The organism is Roseomonas gilardii (assembly GCF_001941945.1).
GTDB lineage: Bacteria > Pseudomonadota > Alphaproteobacteria > Acetobacterales > Acetobacteraceae > Roseomonas.
Map to the genome: position 1 here is coordinate 2,664,293 of NZ_CP015583.1, position 23,765 is coordinate 2,688,057.

Genomic DNA, 23,765 nt, shown 5'->3' on the forward strand with positions numbered 1-23,765 from the left:
GCCGCGCGGGACCTGTGCAGATGGCGGAAAATCCAGATTTGCCAAGGGAAAAGCCGAGGATTCCCGATGCGGCGAGGCGGCGGAATCCCTATATTGGGCGGGAGATTCGACTACGGTTTTCCGAAAGGTTCCATCGCCTGATGTCCGACCCCGCGCTTCCAGAACAGTCCCCTTCCGGCCAGGAGGGCGGGGAAGCCTATGACAGTGCCTCCATCACCGTGCTGCGTGGCCTGGACGCCGTCCGCAAGCGACCGGGCATGTATATCGGCGACACGGATGACGGGTCCGGCCTGCACCACATGGTCTTCGAGATCGTCGACAATTCCGTGGACGAGGCCCAGGCGGGTTATGCCACCCATGTCGATGTGGTGATCAACGCCGACGGCTCCGTCACCGTCACCGATGACGGCCGCGGCATCCCCGTGGACATGCATGCCGAGGAAGGCATCTCCGCCGCCGAGGTGGTGCTGACGCGGCTGCATGCCGGCGGCAAGTTCAACCAGAATTCCTACAAGGTTTCCGGTGGCCTGCACGGCGTCGGCGCGGCGGTGGTGAACGCCCTGTCCGAGCGGATGGAGGCGCGCATCTGGAAGAACGGGCGCGAGCATCTGATCCGCTTCGCCCATGGCGACACGGTGGCGCCGCTGGAGGATATCGGCGCCTCCGGCCATCCCACCGGCACGCAGGTCACCTTCAAGCCCAGCGCCGCGACCTTCTCGAAGACCGAGTTCGACTACGAGCGGCTGGAGAAGCGGCTGCGCGAACTGGCCTTCCTCAATTCCGGCCTGCGAATCACGCTGCGGGACGACCGGCCGGTGGAGGGCGCGACCGAGGGTTCAGAGCCGCGCCGCACGGTCTTTTACTACGAGGGCGGGCTTGCCGCCTTCGTCGAGTATCTCGACCGCTCCAACAAGCCGATCTTCTCGCCCCCCGCCGCCGCGACGGGCGAGCAGACGGTGGAGCGCAACGGCGAGAGCAAGACGATCCGCGTCGAGTTCGCGCTGCGCTGGACCGACAGCTTCCACGAGACCATGCACTGCTTCACCAACAACATCCCGCAGCGGGATGGCGGCTCGCATCTCGCGGGCTTCCGCCAGGCGCTGACGCGGGTGCTGGGCAAGGTGGCGGAGCAGGCGGCGAAGAAGGACAAGACCGCGCTGTCCGGCGAGGACATGCGCGAGGGCCTGACCGCCGTGCTGTCGGTGAAGGTGCCGGACCCGAAATTCTCCTCCCAGACCAAGGAGAAGCTGGTTTCCTCCGAGGTGCAGCCGGTGGTGCATTCGGTCGTCGCCGATGCGCTGGACCACTGGTTCGAGACGCATCCCAAGGAAGCCAACGAGATCGTCCGCAAGTGCCTCGACGCCGCCGCGGCGCGCGAGGCCGCCCGCAAGGCACGCGACCTGACGCGGCGCAAGGGCGTGCTCGACATCTCCTCCCTGCCCGGCAAGCTCGCCGATTGCCAGGAGCGCGACCCGAGCAAGGCCGAGATCTTCATCGTCGAGGGTGACTCGGCCGGCGGTTCCGCCAAGCAGGGCCGCGACCGCGCCTTCCAGGCGATCCTGCCGCTGCGCGGCAAGGTGCTGAACGTCGAGCGTGCGCGCTTCGACAAGATGCTGTCCTCGGAACAGATCGGCACGCTGATCACCGCGCTCGGCGCCGGCATCGGCCCCGACCCGGCGAATGGTGGCTTCGACCCCGCCAAGCTGCGCTACGGCAAGATCTGCATCATGACCGACGCGGACGTGGACGGCTCCCACATCCGCACGCTGCTGCTGACCTTCTTCTTCCGCCAGATGCCGGAACTGATCGAGCGCGGGCATCTCTTCATCGCCCAGGCGCCGCTCTATCGCGCCAAGCGCGGCAACGAGGAGCGCTACCTCAAGGACGATGCGGCGCTGGAAGAGTACCTGCTGGAAAAGGCGCTACACAACGCGGCGATGACGCTCAGCGACGGCAGGGTGCTGGAAGGCGAGGCACTGCGCGAGGAGGTGCAGAAGCTGCGCGAGGTCTCGCGCCGCATCCGCCGCGCCTCGGGCAACCTGCCGGTCTGGATCGGCGAGCAGGCGGCGCTCGCCGGCGCCATGGCCATGGCCAATGACGGTCAGGCGGCGCAGGCCCTGGCGCGGCGGCTGAACGAGCTGTCGCTGGAGACGGAGCGCGGCTGGTCCGCCTCGCTGGACGAGGCCGGGCTCAAGCTGGGCCGCACCGTGCGTGGCGTGGCAGAGCGCTATTCCCTGGAACCCGCCCTGCTGCGTGGCGCCGATGCGCTCTGGCTGGAGGAACGGCGGGAGTCCCTGGCCGGGCGCTATGGCAGCAGCGTCACCCTGCGCTTCGAGGGGCGCGAGGAGCGCTCGCACGGGCCGCTCTCGGCGCTGGACCGTGTCTTCCAGCAGGGCCGCAAGGGCCTGACCATCCAACGCTTCAAGGGGCTGGGCGAGATGAACCCGGACCAGCTCTGGAAGACCACGCTGGACCCGGCGGCGCGCACCATGCTGCGGGTTAGGATCGACGACGCCGACGAGGCGGGGCAGATCTTCGCGACGCTGATGGGCGACGTGGTCGAGCCGCGCCGCGAGTTTATCGTGGGCAATGCGTTGAAGGTCGCCAACCTGGACGTCTGACGCCTCTCGCCACAAAGGACAGGATCGGACCGATACCGGCGGGGCCGGGCCTTCCAGGGCCCGGCCTTTTTCTGTCCGGCCACCAAAGAACGAGGGTCTTCTTTTTTTGCAGGATCATTCCAAAATTTAGCCCTGTCTTTTCCCAAAACGTGCATAAGCATCCCAGGGGAGATGCAATGGACCAGCGGGAAGGTGAGGCTCGTTGCCAGCGAGGGCCGGAGCAGGGCGTCCGGCCGCGGCCCGTCTTCCTGGCGCTGCTGTTGCCCGGCCTTTTCCTGGGCACCACATCCCCGGCCCATGCGGCGGTGGTCCCGGATGGGTCCGTGGCCCTCCTGCCCGTGCAGGCCTCCCCCCGCCCCGTCCCCGACCGCCCAGGGGCCGGGAGTAGTGCCTCCTTCGATGCGCTGATGCGCGCCGGGGACCAGGCGATGCTGCGCGGCGACGTGTCACGCGCCCGGGCCATCTACCAGCGGGCCGTGGCGCTCGACCCGCAATCGGCCGCCGCCTGCCTGTCCCTGGGCTCCACCTATGACCCGAACATGCTGGCCACGATCGAGGCCCGGGGCGGCGGGCTGATCGACGCGGCCAAGGCACGCGAATGGTACGAGCGCGCGCGGGCGCTGGGCCATCCCGCCGCCGATCGCGTGCTGAGCCGGCTGCCATGACGCCACATGCCGCACGCCACAGGAGGAACACAGCGCCATGAACCGCCGAAACCTGCTGGCCGGGCTGGCCGGCGGCCTCGCCCTTCGTGCGGCCGCCGCCGACGCGCAGGCTCTGCCCCCGCTCGTGCCACCATCCGGGGCCACCGCGCCACTGCGCAACGACGACACCCTGGGCATCATGGCTGCCGGGCTGGACGGAACCTATATCCGCTTCGCCGACGATATCTCCAACGTGCTCGACGGGGTGGAGGGGCTGCGTATCCTGGCCATGGTCGGGCGCGGCTCGCTGCAGAACCTGTCAGACCTGCTCTATCTGCCCCGGGTGGACCTCGCTTTCGTGCAGTCGGACGTGCTGGCCGCGGCCGCGCAGCAGCGGCTCTTCTCCGGCCTGCAACAGCAGGTGAACTACATCGCCAAGCTCTATGACGAGGAGGTGCACATCTTCGCCCGCCCCGGCATCGCGCGGCTGGAGGACCTCGCCGGGCGGCGGGTGAATGTGGAAAGCCGCCAGTCCGGCACGGCGATGACGGCGCAGTTCCTGTTCGCGCAGCTCGGCCTGCGGGTGCAGACGGTGAACCTTCCTTCGAACGATGCCACGGAGCTGCTGCGCCGGGGCGAGATCGACGCGCTGGTGCGCATCGCCGGCAAGCCGGCCCGCTTCTCCACCCCCCTGCCCGAAGGCACGCGCCTCCTGCCGATCCCGCTGTCCGACCCGTTGCTGGAGGCCTATCTCCCCGCCACCTTCACGGCGCGGGACTATCCCGGTGTGATCCCGGAGGGCGAGAGCGTGGACACGGTGGCGGTGGGCGCGGTCCTCGCCTGCTACAACCACCAGAACCCGATCCGGCGCGAACGGCTGCAGCGTTTCTCCCGCGCCTTCACGCAGAAATTCGATGCCTTCCTGCAGCCGCCACGGCACCCGAAATGGCGCGACGTGAACCTCGCCGCGACGCTGCCGGGCTGGACGCGCTTCGATCCGGCGCCACAGGCCGCGCCCGCCGCCGCCCCGGCACCCCGTGCCCGGCAGGCAGCGCGCTCCCGCCTTCCGGCCGGCGCACCGGTAGAGTGACGACGCCACCGGCATCCCTCGCCACCTTTCCCGCATGAAACTTTCCTTGGTCGCAATTATCGTCTAGAATCGTGAAAATTGCACCGCACTGCAGCAAAAGAGACAGGCGGATGCTTCGGGGGTGAGGACAAGAACGGCATGCGCCCTTCCGGCACTCTGGCCAGCCTGCTCCTCTTCGGTGGCTCGCTGGGCCTGGCGGCCCTGACGCCCTGGCAACATGCCCGTGCCGCAAGGCCGGACCGGCCGGTGTCGGACGCCGTTTCGCAGACCGCTCCGGACAAGCTGGCCCTGGCTGGCGTGCCCTGGTCCGCCGGCCTGCCGGAAAGCCTGTCGGCGCTGGAACAGGAGCGCACCGTGCTCCAGGAGCGCCTCGCTCAGATCGGCCTGACGATCGACCGCATCCTGGCCGGCGTGGTGATGACGTCGCGGAAGGCCGATCCCTGGGGTCCCGCGCGGGAGAGCGATCCCGCCCCCCTTCTGGAAGCCCTGGGCCAGGAGCGGCAGTTGATCCTCGACCGGCTGGGCCAGGTGGATCGCAAGTCCCTTCTGCTGACCGCCACATCGGCCCCGGCGACCGATCGCCCGACCGCGCAGGACCCGGACGCCGATCTTCTGAGTGGACCGGACCCGGTGCCTGAGGATGCGGAGAGCGCGGAAGACCTGATGGCGCGGGTCGATCGCTTCGATGCCGCCATGGAGCGCCTGCTGGCCCGCATCGAGTTACCGCCGGACAGTCCGGAGCGCGGCGGCGCCAGTGGGGGAGAGCTGCTGCGACGGCTCTATGCGCTGCGGGACGCGCAGACGCGGCTGCTGGAAAGGATCGCCCGGATCGAGGCGCCTTCCGCCATCCCCCTCCCGCCGCCGCCCCCACCGGGTGAGCAGGTCGCAGCGGCGGCACCGGATGACGGACCGGCGCCGGTTTCCGGGAGCGCCATGGCGGAAGCCGCTGCCGAGACCCGGGACGTGGAAGCCCCATCGCCCGCCCTGGCCACGGCGGAAGCAGCCCCTGTTGTGGAAACACCGATGGTGGAAATGCCCCTGGCGGAACCGCCCGCGCAGGTGCCCGTGATTCCGCAGATCCTTCTGGCGGGGCCTGTCGTCCCGGCGCCGCTCCAGGCTTCGCCGCCGGTTCCGGCCATCGCGGCGCCCGTGCCCCTCGCTTTGCCGGTGTGGGACGGTGCCATGACCGCCCGCGAGGCGAGGCTGACGCCGGCCCTGCGTTGCCGGATGCTGTTGCAGCGGGCCCAACTGGGCGAGGAACTGACTGCGGCCGAGCGCAAGGACCTGCGCGGCGCCTGCGTGACGTGACGCCGGTGCCCGGGTCCGGTCAGCGGGTGTTGATGTAGCTGGACCCCATGAAGCCGCCGACGGACAGCTTCGGCGGTGCGCCCGCGACCGGGGCACTTTCCGGCACCGCGGTGGCCTCCGGCCCGGGCATGCCGCAGCCGGCCAGCAGAAGCGGCAGCAGCAGGACCTGCCAGGGCAGCAGCCCCTTCCTCGCGGCGCATTGCGGAAAGGGTGCCTGCAAGGCCGTCAGCCCTCCCCTTCCCTCAGGAAGCTGCGGATGGCGAGCAACACGAGAACAGCGGCGGCCGTGCAGAACAGGCCACCGAGAATCGTGAACAGGTCCCCAAGCGGAATCGTATCCATGGCGCGGAAATGGGGCTCCTTTCCCCCAATCAACTAAGGCTTTTGCTGCATGGCAGCCGTTCGGCCATGCAGGCCTTGCGTTACCCCCCGGTGACATACCGAAGGCGGATGAAGACAACCGGGCCGGCCTTGGCGTGCCGCGTCCATTGTCCCTGGCGTTCTGGGCTGGCATGGCGCGGCCCGTCAGTGACGCCGGACACAGGGGGATCGGCGGCTCTCATCGGGATGGATGACGTCCGGTCGCAGCCGGGGCAGCGACGGCTCCTGGCCGGAACCGCCGCCGCTGTCACAGGCCGCGAAGAGCTCAGCGCCAGCCGCCGGGACCACCGGGGCCAGGACCGCCGGGGCCGCCAGGGGGACCACCATGGTGCCCGCCCCAGCCAGGCCCGCCGCCGGGGCCGCCGTAGCCGCCGCACCAGTTGAGGCCAAGAGGGCCGCAGCCACAGGCTGACAGGCTCCCCGCCAGCAGCACGAGGGCCAGAACCCCGAACAGACGACGCTTGTTACGCAGCAGCATGTACTACCTCATGTCCACCCGTTCTTCCGGGTTGTCCGGACATGGAACGCCGCGAAGATGGCAAATATTGGCAAAGCATGGCCACAGAGCAGACAAGTATCGGTGAACCCGGCCATCCGCTTTTCATTTCGGAACCGGATGATGGGGAAGGCCACCGGGATCGGCGCGCCCTTCCCTGGCCCGTGGCCGGGGGGGCGCCGGTGCGTCCTTCAGCCGCCGGGCGGGTCGAAGGCGCGGACCGGCGGCAGGTTGCCCGTGAAGCGCTCCACCTCGACCGTGGTAAGCTGGCCGGTGCAGCCCTGCGCCAGGGAGGAGGTCCCGACATCCCGCGTCAGCACGTTGGGATTGCCATGAACGCAGAGCGGCGCCTCCTCCTCCGGATCGGCCGGGTCGTACCAGGCGCCGGTGGGAAGCTGCACCACGCCCTGCCGCACATCCTCCGTCACCGTCACCGCCGCGAGGCAGGCGCCGCGCGCGTTGAAGAGGCGGACGATGTCGCCCTCCGCGATGCCGCGCGCCGCCGCATCCGCCGGGTGCATCCGCGCTACCTCGCGGCCGCGATGCTTGGCTCCGGCGCTGTGATCGCCGAAGTCGAGCTGGCTGTGCAGCCGCGTCGCGGGCTGGTTCGACACCAGGAAGAGCGGGGCTCCGGGACGAGGCGCGTCCTCGGGCGGCAGCCAGGCGGGGTGGCCGGGGCAATCGGCCTCGCCATAGGAGGCGATGGTGCCGGAGAAAACCTCGATGCGACCCGAAGGGGTGGGCAACGGGTTCGCCACCGGGTCCTCGCGGAAGCGGCGCAGTTCGCCGCCGTCATCCTCCTCCTGCGGCAGGGTCAGGCTGCCCGCCTCCCAGAAGCGCGCGAAATCCGGCGCCGGCAGCCCTTTCTCCTCCAGTCCCTTGCGGGTGCGCTCGTAGAGGTGCTCCAGCCACTGCCGGGCATCGCGGCCCTCGGTGAATTCCGCGCCCCGGCCCAGGCGCTCCGCCAGGCCGGCGAAGATGGCGTAGTCGTCCCTCGCCTCGCCGAAGGGCTCGGCCACGCGGTGCATGGCCACCATCAGCGGGTCGTTGGAGCTGGCACCGATATCCTCGCGCTCTAGCGTCATGGTGCAGGGCAGGACGATGTCCGCGTGCCGCGCCGTGGCGGTCCAGGCCAGCTCGTGCACCACCAGCGTGTCCACCCGGGCGAAGGCGCGGCGCAGGCGGTTTAGGTCCTGGTGGTGGTGGAAGGGGTTGCCGCCCGCCCAGTAGACGAGGCGGATATCCGGATAGGTTCGCGTCTGCCCATTGTAGCGGTAGGTCCCGCCCGGGTTCAGCAGCATGTCGGAGATACGCGCCACCGGGATGTAGTCGGCGACGCGGTTGCGCCCCTGCGCCAGCGTCGGCAGCGGCACCGCGCTGTTGCGGCGGCCGTAATAGCCGATGGCACCCAGCGCGTAGCCGTAGCCGCCGCCCGGCAGCCCGATCTGCCCGAGCGCCGCCGCCAGCACGGCGCCCATCCAGACGGGCTGCTCGCCATGCTCGGCGCGTTGCAGGGAATGGGCCACCACCACCAGCACGCGCTTCCCGTGCAGGCGGCGGGCCAGGGCGCGGATCTCCTCGGCAGGCCGGCCGGCGATCGGCGCGGCCCAGTCAGCATCCTTGGGCTGGCCATCCGCCTCGCCCATCAGGTAGCGCTCGAAGACCGGCCAGCCCTCGGTGTGGCGGTCGAGGAAGGCGCGGTCGTGCAGCCCCTCCGCCACCAGCGTATGCACCAGCGCCAGCATCAGCGCCGTGTCGCTGCCGGGGATGTTGGCGATCCATTCGGCGCCGGCCTCCGGCGGCAGGTCGCTGCGCAGCGGCCCGACCAGCAGGAAGTCGCAACCCCGGGCACGGGCGCGGGCCATGGCGCCGCGCTCGACATGCTGGCTGATGCTACCGCCCGCCACCATGCTGTTCTTGAGCGCCATGCCGCCGAAGGCGATCACTGCCTCGGTGTGCTCGGCGATCTGCTCCCAGGTGACGTTGCGGCGGGTGAGGTCGTCGTAGCTGCCCAGCACATGCGGCACGATCACGCTGGCCGCGCCGGAGCTGTAGGTGTTCACCGAGCGCACATAGCCGCCCATGGCGATGTTCAGGAAGCGGTGGACCTGGCTCTGCGCGTGATGGAAGCGCCCGGCGCTGGCCCAGCCATAGGAGCCGCCGAAGACCGCCCCCGGCCCATGGGTGTCGCGGACGCGGCCCAGCTCGGCGCCCAGCCGGTCCAGCACCTCGTCCCAGGACACGGGCACGAACTCGTCCCGCCCGCGCCGGTCATCGGGGCCGGGGCCACGCTCCAGCCAGCCACGGCGGATCATGGGCTGGGCGATGCGGGCGCGGTGGCGCAGCGCGGCGGGGAAGTTGCCGATGATGCCGTTCGGGTCGGGATCGCCCGCATAGGGGCGGACATCCAGAGTGCCGTCGCGCATTCGCGCCGAGAAGACGCCCCAGTGGGAGGTATGCGGCTGGAAGCCGTCCCCGGCGAGGCTGACCGGCGGCAGTTCGGCGGCGTCCGTCATGGGCATCCTTTCGTGATGTCGTGGCGGCCGGAGGAGGCTTCCGGAGCGACATGCAATCCGTCCGTCCTTGTGGCGCCGGATGCGCCGCGGGTCCATCGCAAGAGTGGCATGGCGGCCGTTCCATGCTCTCCGGGACACGTTCCGGCCGGCGGGCCTGGGTGCCCACCCATCACATCCGCCGGAGATGGGGGGCCGGCGGCGCGGATCACCTATCCCCGGCGATGGCGACCCTCCCTATCTTCGTGGTTTCGAACAGGGAGCGAACCGGTATGAAGGCAGAGCAGGAGGAGTTCACCCCCGTCCCCGGACACCAGGAGGCGGTCCATCGCGCCCGTGTCCTGGCCAAATTGGTGGAGGAGCAGTTGCTCGGCCACCCTGCCCTCGCCACCAACTTCTTCTGGCGCAACAAGGCCGAGCAGGCTCTTGACGCCCTGAGCGACCTCGCCGCCGCGCTGGAGGCCGGGTCACCCCGCCGGCGCAGCGCGGATGCGCCCGGCGGGCGCGGCCAGGCCCCCGGAGCGACGATGCCCCACGCCGAGATTTGAGGCAGGCGGGCACCCGTCGCGCATCCCGGAGCCTTCCCTTGCGCTCGGTCCTTCGCTTGGCCCCTGCGCCCGGCGCGGGACTGGAAGCGCCTCTTTGGGCGCGACAGGCCGGCTCCGTACGCGCAGAATGCGGCATGGGCGCAATGACGGCATGGGCAGGGGACGCCTGGACCATCTCGCCGGGGAGCCCGTGATGTCGGGAGATGAGGCATTGCAGCCGGGTTCCTGGAACCGTCCGAACACCTTCTGGCCGGTGCAGAACGGCTGGAGGATGCTGTTCCGGTCGGAGCCGAACGAGGTCCAGTTCGGCCTGACCCTGGCCTTCATCGCCGGGGCCATCAATGCCGGCGGCTTCATGATCGTGGGGCAGTACACCTCCCACATGTCGGGCATTGTCTCGGCCATGGCGGATGGCGCCGCGGCGGGGGCCTGGGCCCTGCTCCTCGCCGGGCTGGCGGCCCTGTGTTCCTTCCTGGCCGGCGCCGCCTGCTCGGCCATCCTCATCAACTGGTGTCGCCGGCACCATGCGCGCAGCCAGTATGCGCTGCCCCTGCTCCTGGAGGCCCTGCTGGTGGCGGGCCTGGGACTGCTGGGGGAGCATCTTCCGCCCGGCATCGCCGTCGCGGTGCTGGTGCCGCTGCTCTGCTTCCTGATGGGTTTGCAGAACGCCACCATCACCAAGATCTCCGGCGCGCGGATCCGCACCACCCACATGACCGGCATCGTGACCGATATCGGGATCGAGCTCGGCAAGCTCTTCTACTGGAACATCCATGTGACCGAGGCGAACGCCCCGCATGTCCGGGCCGACCGCGCCAAGCTGCGCCTGCTGTCCAGCTTCCTCGGCTGCTTCTTCGTCGGCGGGGTGCTGGGCGCGCTGGGCTTCAGCCATATCGGGCTGGTCGCCTTCCTTCCGCTTTCGGTCCTGCTGCTCCTGCTGGCCAGCGCGGTGGTCCAGCCGGCCCCGGATGTGACCGCGGCGGCCCGGCATGGCCTTCCGGGGCAGGGCTAGGGCACACCGGAATACAATCCCAGGTAGACACACGACGTTTCGCATGCAACCTTTTGTGCCGGTAGCGGCTGGGGTCCCTCATATGACGTTATCCGGAGCAACCTCCCCCCTCCCGATGCCATGACGGGCAGCCGGGCGGGCCATCCGGCTCCCATGCAGCCGCCCGGACCTTTCCACGGCCCGCGACCGCGTCCCTATCCCTTCCCTTCATGGTCCCTTCGCCCGAAATCCATGCAGCTTCCCCACGTGAACGCACTCAGCCCCATCGGACAGGACCGCACGGAGAATGCCGTCTATGACGTGCTGATCGTGGACGACGACGATCTGGTGCGGGCGACACTCGCTTCCGTGATGGAGGATGAGGGCTGGACGGTGCGGGAGGCCCGCAGCCCCGCCGAAGCGCTGGGCGCCTGCGCCGGGCCGGAACGCTGCCGCCTGCTACTGACCGACATCAACCTCGGCATGCCGCAGGACGGCTTCGACGTCGCGGCCATGCTGCGCCAGCGCTTCCCGGACCTGCCGGTCGTGTTCATCACCGGCCGGCCCTGGGTCTATGAGAACCGGCGCTTCGGCAACCGGGATCGCGCCCTGTCGAAGCCCCTGACCATGTCCTCGCTCGCCGAAACCGTGCGGGAGCTCATACGGGAGGGCTGAGGCCCGCCGTCCCGCCGCCTTTCAGCGCCCGGCGGTGTCGCGTTTCCCGCGCGAAGGGGATAGACCTCCCCTTGCCCCGGGGCCGGAATGCCGCCCGCAGGCTCAGGCCGCGACGGCACCCCCGATGCGGCCCCTTGTCCAGACGGCCGCACGCGGAAAGCGAGCCGAAGAAGGAGGATCCAGATGAACGCCATCCCCGGCAGCGAGTCGAAGGCCAAGGCCCCCCGCCCCGTCTTTCATTGGGATGACGCGTTGCTGCTGGAGGAGCAGCTGAACGAGGAGGAGCGCATGATCCGCGACGCGGCGCGCGCCTTCTGCCAGGACCGGCTGATGCCCCGCGTGCTGGAGGCCAACCGGCGCGAGCATTTCGACCGCGAGATCATGAACGAGTTCGGCGAGCAGGGCTTCCTGGGCGCGACGCTGGAGGGCTATGGCTGCGCAGGCGTCGGCTATGTCTCCTACGGGCTGATCTCGCGCGAGGTGGAGCGGGTCGATTCCGGCTACCGCTCCGCCTTCTCGGTGCAGTCCTCGCTGGTGATGTACCCGATCCACGCCTTCGGCTCCGAGGCGCAGAAGGAGAAGTACCTGCCGAAGCTGCGCAGCGGCGAATGGGTCGGCTGCTTCGGCCTGACCGAGCCCGATGCCGGCTCCGACCCCAACTCCATGCGGACGCGGGCGAGGAAGGCCGATGGCGGCTACCTCGTTTCCGGCTCCAAGACCTGGATCAGCAACTCGCCCATCGCCGACGTCTTCGTGGTCTGGGCCAAGGACGACGAGGGCACCTTGCGGGGCTTCATCCTGGAGAAGGGGATGAAGGGGCTCACCGCGCCCAAGATCGAGGGCAAGTTCAGCCTGCGCGCCTCGGTCACCGGCATGATCATGATGGACGAGGTCTTCGTGCCCGAGGAGAACCGGCTGCCGGGGGTGAAGAGCTTCGCCGGCCCCTTCTCCTGCCTCAACCGCGCCCGCTACGGCATCTCCTGGGGCGTGCTGGGGGCGGCCGAGGACTGCTGGCACCGCGCCCGCGACTACACCCTGAACCGCATCATGTTCGGCCGCCCCCTGGCGCAGACGCAGCTGATCCAGAAGAAGCTCGCCGACATGCAGACGGAGATCACGCTGGGGCTGCAGGCCTCGCTGCGCGTGGGGCGGCTGTTCGACGAGCACAAGGCGGCGCCGGAGATGATCTCCCTGGTCAAGCGCAACAACTGCGGCAAGGCGCTCGACATCGCCCGCATGGCCCGCGACATGCACGGCGGCAACGGCATCGTGGACGAGTACCACGTCATCCGCCACGCCATGAACCTGGAGACGGTGAACACCTACGAGGGCACCCACGACGTCCATGCCCTGATCCTGGGCCGCGCCCAGACCGGCCTCAACGCGTTCTGAGCGGGCGGATAGCAGCATGGCCGGTCCGCTGGAGGGCGTGCGCGTCCTCGATCTGAGCCGCGTTCTCGCTGGCCCCTGGGCGAGCCAGAACCTGGCCGACCTGGGTGCAGAGGTGATCAAGGTCGAGCGCCCGGGTGCGGGGGACGACACCCGTGGCTGGGGGCCGCCCTATGTCGAGGATGCGGCGGGGCAGCCCACCGAGGTCAGCGCCTATTTCCTCTCGGCCAACCGGGGAAAGCGCTCGGTCACGGTGGATTTCACCCGCCCCGAGGGACAGGAGATCCTCCGCCGCCTCGCCGCCGAGAGCGACGTGGTGCTGGAGAACTACAAGTTCGGGGGGCTGAGGAAGTACGGGCTGGACCATGACAGCCTGCGGGCGGTGAATCCGCGGCTGATCTACTGCTCCATCACCGGCTTCGGGCAGACCGGCCCCTATCGCCAGCGCACGGGCTACGACTTCCTGCTCCAGGCCATGGGCGGGCTGATGAGCGTCACCGGCGAGCCGGGTGGCGAGCCGATGAAGGTGGGCGTCGCCATCACCGACATCCTCACCGGCATGTACGCCTCCACCGCCATCCTGGCGGCGCTGCACGAGCGGGGGCGCAGCGGTGAGGGCCAGCATATCGATCTCGCCCTCTTCGACGTGCAGATCGCGACCCTGGCCAACCAGGCGCTGAACTACCTCGTCTCGGGGCGGGAACCGTGGCGGCTGGGCAATGCGCATCCCAGCATCGTGCCCTACCAGTCCTTTCCCACGGTGGATGGCGACATCGTGCTGGCGGTGGGCAATGACGAGCAGTTCCGCCGCTTCGTCACCTCTGCCGGACGGCCGGACCTGGCGGAGGACGAACGCTTCCGCACCAACACGGGTCGCGTGCGGAACCGGGAGGTTCTGGTGCCGCTGCTGCGCGACCTGATCGCCGGGCAGACCACGGCGCAGTGGCTGGAGCAGTTGGAACCGCTGGGCGTGCCCTGCGGCCCGGTGAACGGCGTGGCCGCCGCCTTTGCCGATCCGCAGGCCCAGGCGCGCGGGATGCGGCTGGAGATGCAGCACCCCGAGCTGGGCACCGTCCCGGGCGTGGCCAGCCCGATGCGCTTCTCCCGCACCCCGATCGCCTATGAGCAGGCGCCTCCCCGCCTCGGCGAACATACCGAGGCGGTGCTGCGCGAACGCCTCGGCGCGTCCGAGGCGGAGATCGCGCAATGGCGGGAACAAGGCACGATCTGATCCATACGCCGCCGGGAAGGCCCGGCGGCAGCTACGCCACCGCGGAAGGCAGGGGCCGGCCGGCGAACTGGGCGGCGAGGTTGTCCAGCACGACCTGCCCCATGGTGAGGCGCGTTTCCTCGGTGGCGCTGGCGCGGTGCGGCTGCAGCACGACGTTGTCCATGCCCAGCAGCGCCTCCGGCACGTTCGGCTCCTCGACGAAGACATCGAGCCCGGCGCCGCCCAGGCGCTTCTCCGCCAGTGCCGCGACCAGCTCCGCCTCATCGACCACGCTGCCGCGCGCGACATTGACCAGGAAGCCGCGCGGCCCGAGCGCATCGAGCACCGTGCGCCCGACGATGCCGCGCGACTGTTCCCCGCCGGAGGCTGCCACGACCAGCACGTCGCTGGCTTCCGCCAGGGCGCGGAGATCCGGCTCGAAGCGATAGGCGGAGCCGGGCAGCGGCCGCAGGTCGGTATAGGCGATCTCCATGGAGAAGCCCTCGGCCCGGCGGGCGATGGCGCGGCCGATCTGGCCCAGGCCCAGGATGCCCAGGCGGCGGCCGGTGACCTTGCGCGCCAGCGGCGGCGCCTCGCCCGCCCGCCAGCGCCCCGCCCGCACGAAGCGGTCGTTGAAGGCGGTCATGCGCAGCACGGAGAGGATCAGCGCCATGGCCATGTCGGCGACATCATCGGTCAGGACGCCCGGGGTGGTGGTCACGCGGATGCCATGCTCGCGCGCGAAGGCGAGGTCCACCGCATCCGTGCCGACGCCGCTGACCGCGACGATCTCCAGCTTCGGCAGGGCTTCCATGAGGCTCCGGGACGCACCCTTCACGCCGCCGGTGACCACGCCGCGGATCGAGGGCCCCATCTCGCGCAGCAGCCGCTGCGGGTCGGCGGCCTTGTGCAGGCGATGGACGGCATAGGCGGCATCGAGCGCGGCCTCGACCGGTTCCGGCATGGCCTGGAGCAGGAGGATGTCTGGCTTCACGGCGTCACTCTGTCTTCTGCGGTCGGGAAAGCCTGGCGGCGGCGCCGGGGCAAGGCCGCCCTCCCACGAGGGAGGGCGGAGGTTCGGGATCACGCCTGTCGCAGCGTCAGGCGGTGGATCGGCCCCATCAGGAAGAGATAGGCCAGGATCGCCAGCACGGCATGCGCCGCGACAAAGACCAGCACGCCGTCATAGGAGCCGGTGGCGACGATGATGTAGCCGCTGACGATCGGCGTCACGATGCCCGCGATGTTGCCGATGGCATTGAACATGCCGCCGGTGAGGCCGGTGATCTCCCTGGGCGCGGCATCGGAGATGACGGCCCAGCCGATGGCGGCGAGGCCCTTGCCGAAGAAGGCCAGCGCCATGATGGCGATCACCGCCCATTCCGCCGCGACGACGTTGCAGGCCACCAGCGTGGTCGCCAGCGCCATGCCGATCACGAAGGGCGTCTTGCGCGCGGCCGACAGCGAGATACCCCGGCGCAGCAGCGCGTCGGAGAGCATGCCGCTGCACACGCCGCCCAGGAAGCCGCAGATGGCCGGCAGGGCCGCCACGAAGCCGACCTTCATGATCGACATGCCGCGCGCCTGCACGAGATAGATCGGGAACCAGGTGATGAAGAAGTAGGTCAGCGCGGTGATGGCGTACTGGCCCGCATAGGCACCGAGCAGCAGGCGGTGGCTCAGCAACTGCTTCACATGTGCCCAGCGGATCTTCACCGGCGGCGCGGCGCCGGCGCGGTCCATGTCCACCAGCGCGCCGCCCTTCTCCAGGTGCTCGATCTCGGCGGCATTGGCGCGCGGGTGATCCTTGGGATTGTGGATCAACCAGGGCCAGGCGAGGCTCAGCAGGATGCCCAGGGCGCCCATGAAGAGAAAGATGTATTCCCAGCCGAAGCTCGCGGTGATCCAGCCCATGATGGGCGCGAAGAAGGCCACCGCCGCATACTGGGCGGAGTTGAAGATCGCCGTGGCCGTGCCGCGTTCCGCCGTCGGGAACCAGGCGGCGACGATGCGGTTGTTCGCCGGGAAGGCCGGCGATTCCACAAGGCCCAGCGCGAAGCGGACGGCGAAGAGCATCACGAAGGCCGAGGTCGGGTGGAAAAAGCCCACGCCGCCCTGCAGCAGCGTGAAGAGCGACCAGGAGAACAGGCTGAGCCCGTAGATGAGCTTCGAGCCGTAGCGGTCCAGCAGCCAGCCGCCGGGGATCTGCCCGATCACATAGGCCCAGCCGAAGGCCGAGAAGAGATAGCCCATGCCGATCGGGTCGAAGTTCAGCTCGCGCGCCAGGGCCGTGCCGGCGATCGAGAGCGTCGCGCGGTCGGCGTAGTTGATGGCGGTGACGAGAAAGAGCAGGCCCAGGATCGCGTAGCGGACGCGGGTGGCCTTCACGGTCGGGACGGCCATGCTGCCGATGGATGTCGTGCTGCTCATGCGGACCTTTCCCGGAAAGGCGGCGGCCATGCCTGCCGCCCCTCCTTGTTCTTGCGTGCCCATATCCGCTCGCCCTTCCCTTCGCCGGGGATCGGAAGCGGCTCAGACGTCATGCAACTGATGCAAGACCAATAGGGGAGCGGGGCGATAACGGTCCAAGCCAGAAACGGCATCGATCCATATGATTGTTGAATTGATCATCCGTGCCCCGCGCGGCTGAGGCTTGCCGCCGTGTCAGGACGCGCGGGGATTGCAGCCTGTCCCCGATCCGAGAAGGAAATGCCGCCGGGCGGCCCGGCCGCCTGTAACGAGCCGTGCGACCGGCGGCGGGGTGTTCCGACAGGAGAGAATGGAAACGGGCGATTTGTCGCTCGCGGCTTCGTAAAGGTTAATGCTACCTAAAGTTGTATTCAGGGAGTGCTAAAAAACCTTCCCCCTTGAAGTATCCCGAAGAAATGACGGGACACCGGGACGTTCTTTGACTCGAAATACAACCATAGGTTGAATTCATGACATCAACGACCGCCATCCGGACCGAGGACTTCATAGAATCCATCGGCGTGAACATTCACACCGGCTTCTGGGATACCCCCTATGGGGATGTCAGCAGCATCCTGGCCGCGCTGGAATATCTCGGCATCGACAATGTCCGTGACACCACGGCCTGGCCCGAATACCAGCAGGACCGGCTGGAGACACTGGGCGAGGCCGGCATCAAGCTCGATCTTGTCACCGGCGTGCAGGGCGACGACTACGACAGCCAGTTTGCCATGGTCGAGGCCCTGGCGGCCTATGTCCGCTCGGTGGAAGGGCCGAACGAGGTCAACTACTGGACCGTCACCTACGATGGCGAGACAGGCACCAGCGCCGCGCAGGCGATGCAGGAAGCCATCTACAGCTTCGTGAAATCCAGCAGCGCGCTGAGCGACGCGGTGGTGGTGAACTTCACCGTCGCCGCGGCTGACGAGGCGACCTTCTCCTCCTATGGCGACAACTCCGCCTATGCGGATTACGGCGCGGCCCATATCTACTACGGCTACGGCGCCACGCCCTACAGCGTGCTCGAAACCTATGTCGCCATGGCCAACCTGATGGACCCGGGCGACCCGATGTATGTCACGGAGACGGGCTATCCGACGCTCACCACCGGCGCCGGGAACCAGGGCGTGGACGAGACGGTGCAGGCCAAGTACACGCTGGACCTGCTGCTGGATGCCTACAGCCTCGGCATCGCCGTCACCTACATCTACGAGCTCTTCGATTCCTACGAGGACAGCGACGGTACGAACCAGGAGGCGCATTACGGCCTCTTCGACTATGACGGCACGGCCAAGGAAGCGGCGGTGGCGCTGCACAACCTGACCGCGATCCTTTCCGACACCGCCGACACGGCGGAGAGCTTCACCACCGGCACGCTGGATTACACGGTGGAGAACCTGCCCTCCTCTGGGCACAGCCTGCTGTTCGAGAAGTCCGACGGCACCTACGAACTCGCCGTCTGGAACGAGCAGCAGATCTGGGACAGCACCACGAACACCGAGATCGCCACCGAGGCCACGACCGTCACCGTCTCGCTCGGCCAGGTCTTCGCCACGGTGACGGTCTATGACCCGCTCGACGGCACGGACGCCATCGCGACCTACTCCAATGTCAGCAGCATCTCGATCAGCATCAACGACCATCCTCTGATCATCGAGCTAAGCGGTGCCGGCGGCACCACGACCGCCGTGACCAGCGCTGTCAGCACGACGCTTTCCTCGGCCGAAACCGATCTCGTCCTGACCGGCTCGGATGCCGTGTCCGGCGTCGGCAATGCGCTCGACAACACCATTACCGCCAACGATGCGGGCGACACGCTGTCCGGCATGGCGGGCAGCGATACGCTGACCGGCGGCAGCGGGAACGACCGCCTCAACGGCGGCACGGGCGCCGACACCATGTCGGGCGGAGCCGGCGATGACGTCTATTTTGTGGACAATACGGGTGACGTGGTGACGGAATCGGCTGATGCGGGCGATGACCGGGTCTATTCCTCCATCAGCTACACCCTCCCCGACAATGTCGAGCGGCTGAAGCTCACCGCCGAAGGGCTGACGGGCACGGGCAACGCGCTCGACAACGTCCTCTACGGCAGCGGCGGCACGGACACCCTCTACGGCCTGGCCGGCAAGGACGTGCTCTATGGCGGGGCGGGCGATGACACGCTCTACGGCGGCGATGGCAACGACATCCTCCAGGGTGGCACGGGCGCCGACAGCATGGCCGGCGGCGCGGGCGACGACAGCTATACGGTGGATGACAGCGGCGACGTGGTGACCGAAGCCGCGGACGAGGGCGACGACCGGGTCTATTCCTCCATCAGCTACACCCTGCCCGACAATGTCGAGCGCCTGAAGCTCACCGCCGAGGGGCTGACGGGCACAGGCAATGCCCTGGCCAACATCCTCTATGGCAGCAGCGGCACCGACACGCTCCAAGGCATGGCCGGAAACGACACGCTCTATGGCAATGAGGGCAGCGACAGGCTCGTCGGCGGCGCGGGCAACGACACCCTCAAGGGCGGGACCGGCGCCGACACCTTCGTCTTCCAGGCCAGCGACGGCGCCGGCAAGGACGTCATCGCCGATTTCAGCAGCAGCGATGGTGACGTGGTCGATCTGAGCGGCTTCGGCCTGACCGGCTTCGACGAGGTCGTCGCCGACATGACCCAGTCCGGATCGAACGTGAAGCTGACCCTGGACAACGGGGAGATCATCGTCTTCCAGAACATGACCATCGCCGCCTTCTCCGCGAGCGACTTCGCCTTCGGCTAGGCGGCGGGGCCATGGACTGGCGAAGGGGGCGCCGTCATCCGGGGGGATGGCGGCGCTTTCCCCGTGCATGGCCCCGTCACGCCGCCTCCGACCGCATGGCCGGGCCGCGCAGCAGCTCCAGGATCATCCGCAGCGCCGGCAGGCCGTCGCCGTTGCGGACCACCGCGAAGAGGTCGGCCGAGGGCGCGCCCGGCAGGTCCCGGTATCGGATGCCCGGAAGGCCGAGGCGGCGGGCCGAGGCCGGCACGATGGCCAGGCCCAGGCCGGTGCCGACCAGCGGCAGGATGGTGTGGATCTGGCTGATATACTGCACGTAGTTCGGCAGCGCCCCGGCCGAGCGGACCATGTCCGAGACGAGGCCGTGGAAGTACTGCCCCTCGGTCGGCGAGTACATGACCATGTCCTGTCCGTTGAGGTCGGCGATGCGGAAGGGCCCCTGCCCCGCATGCTCCTCGGCGAAGGGGTGCATTTCCGGCACGGCGAGGACCAGGGGCTCGCGCCAGACGGGAAAGGTTTCCACCCCCCGCCGGTCGAAGGGCGGCCGGACGAAGCCGAGGTCGATCCGCTGCGCCGCCAGCGCCTCCATCTGGTCCCGCGTCACCATCTCCTTCAGCGCCATGTCGATGCGCGGCAGGCTGCGGCGAACCATCGAGACGAAGCGCGGCAGGAAGCCGAAGCTGGTGCCGGCGGTGAAGCCGATGGTGACGGAGCCCGCCTCCCCCCGTGCCACGCGCCGCACCGCCAGCGCCGCCCCTTCCGAGAACTGCAGCAGCCGCCGCGCCTCGGGAAAGAAGGCCCGCCCGGCCTGGGTGAGGCGCACCGAGCGGCTGCTCCGTTCCAGCAGCCGGACATCCAGGGCGTGTTCCAGGAGCTGGATCTGCCGGCTGAGGGGTGGCTGGGTCATGTGGAGACGGGCAGCCGCGCGGCCGAAATGCAGTTCCTCGGCCACCGCGACGAAGCAGCGAAGCTGGCTCAGCTCGAACATCGATCCAATTCCTGCATGATCGCATCCATTTTATGAGTTGGACCGGCATAGATGTAACTCTTACAAGCCTTGGCCGACAGCTTGGCGCTCCCCGCTCGTCCCGGACTGTGGGAGGGTGGCGCCCGGCGAGGATCATTGGGCGAAAGCGGGACAACCCCGCCGCGCCCGATCCAGAAACAGGAGGAGCGACCATGCAGCTCACCGGCGAAATGCTGATCGGCGCCAGCGCCGTGCGCGGCACCGACAAGCCCGTCCAGGCCATCGAGGCCCAGACCGGCAAGCCGATGGAGCCCCGCTATGGCGGCGGCAGCGCGGCGGATGTGGACCGCGCCTGCGACCTCGCCTGGGCCGCCTTCGACACCTATCGCGAGACCTCGCTGGAGGACCGGGCGCGGTTCCTGGAGGCCATCGCCAGCAACATCATGGATCTGGGCGACGCCCTGATCGAGCGCACCATGGCCGAGAGCGGCCTGCCGCGCGGGCGCATCGAGGGCGAGCGGGGCCGCACCACCGGCCAGCTCCGACTCTTCGCCGAGGTGGTGCGCGAGGGGTCCTGGCTGGAGGCGCGGATCGACCCGCCGCTGCCGGACCGCAAGCCGCTGCCGCGCGTGGACCTGCGCCAGCGCCATGTCGCGCTCGGCCCGGTCGCCGTCTTCGGTGCCTCCAACTTCCCCCTCGCCTTCTCCGTGGCAGGCGGCGACACCGCCTCGGCGCTGGCCGCCGGCTGCCCGGTGGTGGTGAAGGCCCATTCGGCGCATCCCGGCACCTCCGAGATGGTGGGCCGCGCGATCCAGGCCGCGGTGAAGCAGTGCGGGCTGCCGGAAGGCACCTTCTCCCTGCTCTACGGCTCCGGCGCCGTGGTCGGCCAGGGGCTGGTGGCGAACCCGCATATCAAGGCGGTGGGCTTCACCGGCTCCCGCTCCGGCGGCACGGCGCTGATGAAGACCGCCGCCGCCCGGCCCGAGCCGATCCCCGTCTATGCCGAGATGAGCTCGATCAACCCGGTCTTCCTGCTGCCGCACGCGCTGGCCAAGCGGGCCGAGGCGCTGGGCAAGGGCTTCGTCGGCTCGCTCACCCTGGGCGCCGGCCAGTTCTGCACCAATCCCGGCCTGGTGATGGCGGCGGAGGGCCCCGACCTGACCCGCTTCCTCGGCGCCGCGACCGAAGCGCTGGGCGGCGTGCCGGCCCAGACCATGCTCACCCCGGGCATCCTCAAGGCCTATCAGGAAGGCGTCGGCAAGCTCGCCACCAACAAGCGGGTCGAGAAGGTGGCGGAGGGCCAGATCGCTTCCGGCGACACGCAGGGCCAGGCGGCGATCTTCGCCACGAAGGCGGAGGACTTCATCGCCGACCCGTCGATGGAGGAGGAGGTCTTCGGCGCCGCCTCGCTCGTCATCCGCTGCCAGGAGGTCGAGAAGATGAAGGAGATGGCGGAGAAGCTGGAGGGCCAGCTCACCGCCACCGTCCTGATGGAGCCGGAGGACATGGACTTCGCCCGGGCGCTGCTGCCGATCCTGGAGCGCCGCGTCGGCCGCATCCTGATCAACGGCTTCCCCACGGGCGTCGAGGTCAGCCACGCCATGGTGCATGGCGGCCCCTACCCCTCCACCTCCGACGGCCGCACCACCTCGGTCGGCACGCTGGCGATCCGCCGCTTCCTGCGCCCGGTCTGCTACCAGGACTTCCCGACCGAGCTGCTGCCGGAGGCGCTGCGCGACGGCAACCCGCTCGGCCTCTGGCGCCGCATCGACGGCGCTCTGGGCAAGAACTGAAGCAAGGCTGCCGCGGGCCGGCGGCGTGCCGGCCCGCGACCCATCCGAACAAGAACCGAAGCAAGAAACGGATTCGTCTTCCGATGCCTGAGACCCCCGAGGCGACCCCCGACCTGCCTCCGCGCGAACTGGAGGCCGAGAGCGGCGAGAACTCACCGCTCCCTCACCGCAAGCCGCTCGAGGAGCTGCGTTCCCGCCGCTGGTTCGGCCCGGCCGATCTCCGCTCCTTCGGCCACCGCTCCCGCGCCATGCAGATGGGCTACGCGCCGGAGGAATGGACCGGCAAGCCGGTGATCGGGATCATCAACACCTGGTCCGACCTGAACCCCTGCCACGTCCACTTCAAGCAGCGCGTCGATGACGTGAAGCGCGGCATCCTGATGGCGGGCGGCTTCCCGGTGGAGCTGCCGGCGATCTCGGTGAGCGAGAGCTACGTCAAGCCGACCACCATGATGTACCGCAACTTCCTGGCGATGGAGACGGAGGAGCTGCTGCGCTCCCACCCCATCGACGGCGCGGTGCTGATGGGCGGCTGCGACAAGACCACGCCGGGCCTGCTGCTCGGCGCCACCAGCATGAACATCCCGGCGATCTTCCTGCCCGCCGGCCCCATGCTGCGCGGCAACTGGCAGGGCAAGACGCTCGGCTCCGGCTCCGACAGCTGGAAGTACTGGGACGAGCTGCGCGCCGGCAAGATCACCGACCAGGACTGGCTGGGCGTCGAGGGCGGCATCGCCCGTTCCTACGGCACCTGCATGACCATGGGCACCGCCTCCACCATGACGGCAATCGCGGAATCGGTCGGCATGGTGCTGCCGGGCGGCTCCTCGATCCTCGCCGCCGATGCGGGCCATATCCGCCTCGCCTCCGAGAGCGGCCGCCGGATCGTGGAGATGGTCTGGGAGGACCTGACGCCGCAGAAGATCCAGACGCGCGAGGCCTTCGAGAACGCCATCGCCGTCGCCATGGCCATGGGCTGCTCGACCAACGCGATCATCCACCTGATCGCCATGGCCCGCCGCGCCGGCCAGGATATCGGCCTCGACGATTTCGAGCGCTACAGCCGCAAGGTGCCGGTGATCGGCAATGTCCGCCCTTCGGGCAATGCCTACCTGATGGAGGACTTCTTCTACGCCGGCGGCATCCGCGCGTTGATGAACGAGATCCGCGAGTTCCTGCATCTCGGCTGCCTGACCGTCTCGGGCCGCACGCTGGGCGAGAACATCGAGGGCGCGAAAGTCTATAACGACGACGTCATCCGGCCGCTGAGCAACCCGATCTACGGCGAGGGCTCGCTGGCGGTGCTGAAGGGCAACCTCGCCCCCTCCGGCTGCGTCATCAAGCCCGCCGCGATGGACCAGAAGTTCCTCAAGCATTCCGGCCCGGCCTTCGTCTTCGACGACTATCCCTCGATGAAGAAGGCGGTGGAGGACGAGAACTATCCCTTCACGCCGGACTCCGTCCTCGTGCTGCGCAATGCCGGACCGCAGGGTGGGCCGGGCATGCCGGAATGGGGCATGCTGCCGATGCCGAAGAAGCTGCTGAAGATGGGCCTGCGCGACATGCTGCGCCTGTCCGACGCACGCATGTCCGGCACCTCCTACGGCGCCTGCATCCTGCATGTGGCGCCGGAAAGCTTCGTCGGCGGACCGCTGGCGCTGCTCAAGACCGGTGACATCATCAGCATCGACGTCGATGCCCGCACCATCCACATGGAAGTGACGGATGAGGAGCTGGAGCGTCGCCGCGCCGAGTGGAAGCAGCCGGAGAAGCGCTTCGAGCGCGGCTATGGCTGGATGTTCAGCCAGCACATCCAGCAGGCCGACCAGGGCTGCGACTTCGACTTCCTGCGCACCGATTTCGGCGCGCCCGTCTCCGAACCCGTGATCTTCTGAGGAA

At 69.0% G+C, this 23,765-nt stretch carries 18 protein-coding genes; 12 read left to right on the plus strand and 6 right to left on the minus strand.

Annotated features, from left to right (window positions below):
* The first annotated feature begins 140 nt into the window (after nucleotides 1–140).
* The 4 genes from gyrB to RGI145_RS12195 all read left to right on the plus strand — a co-directional run bounded on the left by gyrB (nucleotide 141) and on the right by RGI145_RS12195 (nucleotide 5,663).
* Nucleotides 141–2,621 (plus strand): DNA topoisomerase (ATP-hydrolyzing) subunit B, encoded by a 2,481-nt coding sequence (gyrB, locus tag RGI145_RS12180; protein ID WP_075798559.1) that lies wholly within the window; start codon nucleotides 141–143, stop codon nucleotides 2,619–2,621.
* A gap of 323 nt (nucleotides 2,622–2,944) precedes the next feature.
* Nucleotides 2,945–3,286, plus strand: coding sequence for a hypothetical protein (locus RGI145_RS12185; protein ID WP_156878504.1), 342 nt, complete (start codon nucleotides 2,945–2,947; stop codon nucleotides 3,284–3,286).
* A 37-nt stretch (nucleotides 3,287–3,323) separates the two neighbouring features.
* Nucleotides 3,324–4,355, plus strand: coding sequence for a TAXI family TRAP transporter solute-binding subunit (locus tag RGI145_RS12190; protein ID WP_075798561.1), 1,032 nt, complete (start codon nucleotides 3,324–3,326; stop codon nucleotides 4,353–4,355).
* Between the two features lie 138 nt (nucleotides 4,356–4,493).
* The gene (locus RGI145_RS12195; protein WP_075798562.1) at nucleotides 4,494–5,663 is read left to right on the plus strand and encodes a hypothetical protein; all 1,170 of its coding nucleotides are present in this window, start codon (nucleotides 4,494–4,496) and stop codon (nucleotides 5,661–5,663) included.
* Between the two features lie 19 nt (nucleotides 5,664–5,682).
* Here RGI145_RS12195 and RGI145_RS12200 read toward each other — a convergent pair whose 3' ends face one another.
* From RGI145_RS12200 to RGI145_RS12210, 3 genes are all read right to left on the minus strand, one after another.
* Entirely contained in the window at nucleotides 5,683–5,883 is a 201-nt protein-coding gene (locus RGI145_RS12200) for a hypothetical protein (RefSeq protein WP_075798563.1), read from the minus strand.
* A gap of 426 nt (nucleotides 5,884–6,309) precedes the next feature.
* Entirely contained in the window at nucleotides 6,310–6,522 is a 213-nt protein-coding gene (locus RGI145_RS12205) for a hypothetical protein (protein ID WP_156878505.1), read from the minus strand.
* A gap of 209 nt (nucleotides 6,523–6,731) precedes the next feature.
* On the minus strand, nucleotides 6,732–9,056 hold the full coding sequence (locus RGI145_RS12210; RefSeq protein ID WP_075798564.1) for a molybdopterin guanine dinucleotide-containing S/N-oxide reductase: 2,325 nt from the start codon (nucleotides 9,054–9,056) through the stop codon (nucleotides 6,732–6,734).
* Nucleotides 9,057–9,325: 269 nt separating this feature from the next.
* On the opposite strand from RGI145_RS12210, the gene RGI145_RS12215 reads away from it, so the two are divergent.
* The 5 genes from RGI145_RS12215 (at nucleotide 9,326) to RGI145_RS12235 (ending at nucleotide 13,887) form a co-directional block, all read left to right on the plus strand.
* Nucleotides 9,326–9,601, plus strand: a complete 276-nt coding sequence (locus RGI145_RS12215; RefSeq protein WP_156878506.1) for a hypothetical protein — start codon at nucleotides 9,326–9,328, stop codon at nucleotides 9,599–9,601.
* 151 nt (nucleotides 9,602–9,752) lie between these two features.
* Nucleotides 9,753–10,613, plus strand: coding sequence for a YoaK family protein (locus RGI145_RS12220; protein WP_418314479.1), 861 nt, complete (start codon nucleotides 9,753–9,755; stop codon nucleotides 10,611–10,613).
* A 231-nt stretch (nucleotides 10,614–10,844) separates the two neighbouring features.
* Nucleotides 10,845–11,267, plus strand: a complete 423-nt coding sequence (locus tag RGI145_RS12225; protein WP_075798567.1) for a response regulator — start codon at nucleotides 10,845–10,847, stop codon at nucleotides 11,265–11,267.
* A 183-nt stretch (nucleotides 11,268–11,450) separates the two neighbouring features.
* Nucleotides 11,451–12,659 carry an acyl-CoA dehydrogenase gene (locus tag RGI145_RS12230; RefSeq protein ID WP_075796751.1) on the plus strand — a complete coding sequence of 403 codons (1,209 nt, stop codon included), beginning with the start codon at nucleotides 11,451–11,453 and terminating at the stop codon, nucleotides 12,657–12,659.
* Between the two features lie 16 nt (nucleotides 12,660–12,675).
* A complete protein-coding gene (locus tag RGI145_RS12235; RefSeq protein ID WP_075798568.1) occupies nucleotides 12,676–13,887 on the plus strand; it encodes a CaiB/BaiF CoA transferase family protein in 1,212 nt (403 codons plus the stop codon).
* A 31-nt stretch (nucleotides 13,888–13,918) separates the two neighbouring features.
* Here the strand turns inward: RGI145_RS12235 and RGI145_RS12240 are convergent, their stop codons facing one another.
* A complete protein-coding gene (locus RGI145_RS12240) occupies nucleotides 13,919–14,860 on the minus strand; it encodes a 2-hydroxyacid dehydrogenase (protein ID WP_075798569.1) in 942 nt (313 codons plus the stop codon).
* A gap of 89 nt (nucleotides 14,861–14,949) precedes the next feature.
* Nucleotides 14,950–16,296 carry an MFS transporter gene (locus RGI145_RS12245; RefSeq protein WP_075800021.1) on the minus strand — a complete coding sequence of 449 codons (1,347 nt, stop codon included), beginning with the start codon at nucleotides 16,294–16,296 and terminating at the stop codon, nucleotides 14,950–14,952.
* A 509-nt stretch (nucleotides 16,297–16,805) separates the two neighbouring features.
* Here RGI145_RS12245 and RGI145_RS12250 point away from each other — a divergent pair.
* Nucleotides 16,806–19,109 carry a calcium-binding protein gene (locus tag RGI145_RS12250; protein ID WP_075798570.1) on the plus strand — a complete coding sequence of 768 codons (2,304 nt, stop codon included), beginning with the start codon at nucleotides 16,806–16,808 and terminating at the stop codon, nucleotides 19,107–19,109.
* Nucleotides 19,110–19,185: 76 nt separating this feature from the next.
* Here RGI145_RS12250 and RGI145_RS12255 read toward each other — a convergent pair whose 3' ends face one another.
* Complete coding sequence (locus RGI145_RS12255) at nucleotides 19,186–20,094, minus strand: LysR substrate-binding domain-containing protein (RefSeq protein WP_075798571.1); 909 nt, start codon at nucleotides 20,092–20,094, stop codon at nucleotides 19,186–19,188.
* A 191-nt stretch (nucleotides 20,095–20,285) separates the two neighbouring features.
* Here RGI145_RS12255 and RGI145_RS12260 point away from each other — a divergent pair, with 191 nt between their 5' ends.
* Both RGI145_RS12260 and araD read left to right on the plus strand, forming a co-directional pair.
* The gene (locus tag RGI145_RS12260; RefSeq protein WP_075798572.1) at nucleotides 20,286–21,866 is read left to right on the plus strand and encodes an aldehyde dehydrogenase (NADP(+)); all 1,581 of its coding nucleotides are present in this window, start codon (nucleotides 20,286–20,288) and stop codon (nucleotides 21,864–21,866) included.
* An 83-nt stretch (nucleotides 21,867–21,949) separates the two neighbouring features.
* On the plus strand, nucleotides 21,950–23,761 hold the full coding sequence (araD, locus tag RGI145_RS12265) for an L-arabinonate dehydratase (protein WP_237183059.1): 1,812 nt from the start codon (nucleotides 21,950–21,952) through the stop codon (nucleotides 23,759–23,761).
* Nucleotides 23,762–23,765 lie beyond the last annotated feature (4 nt).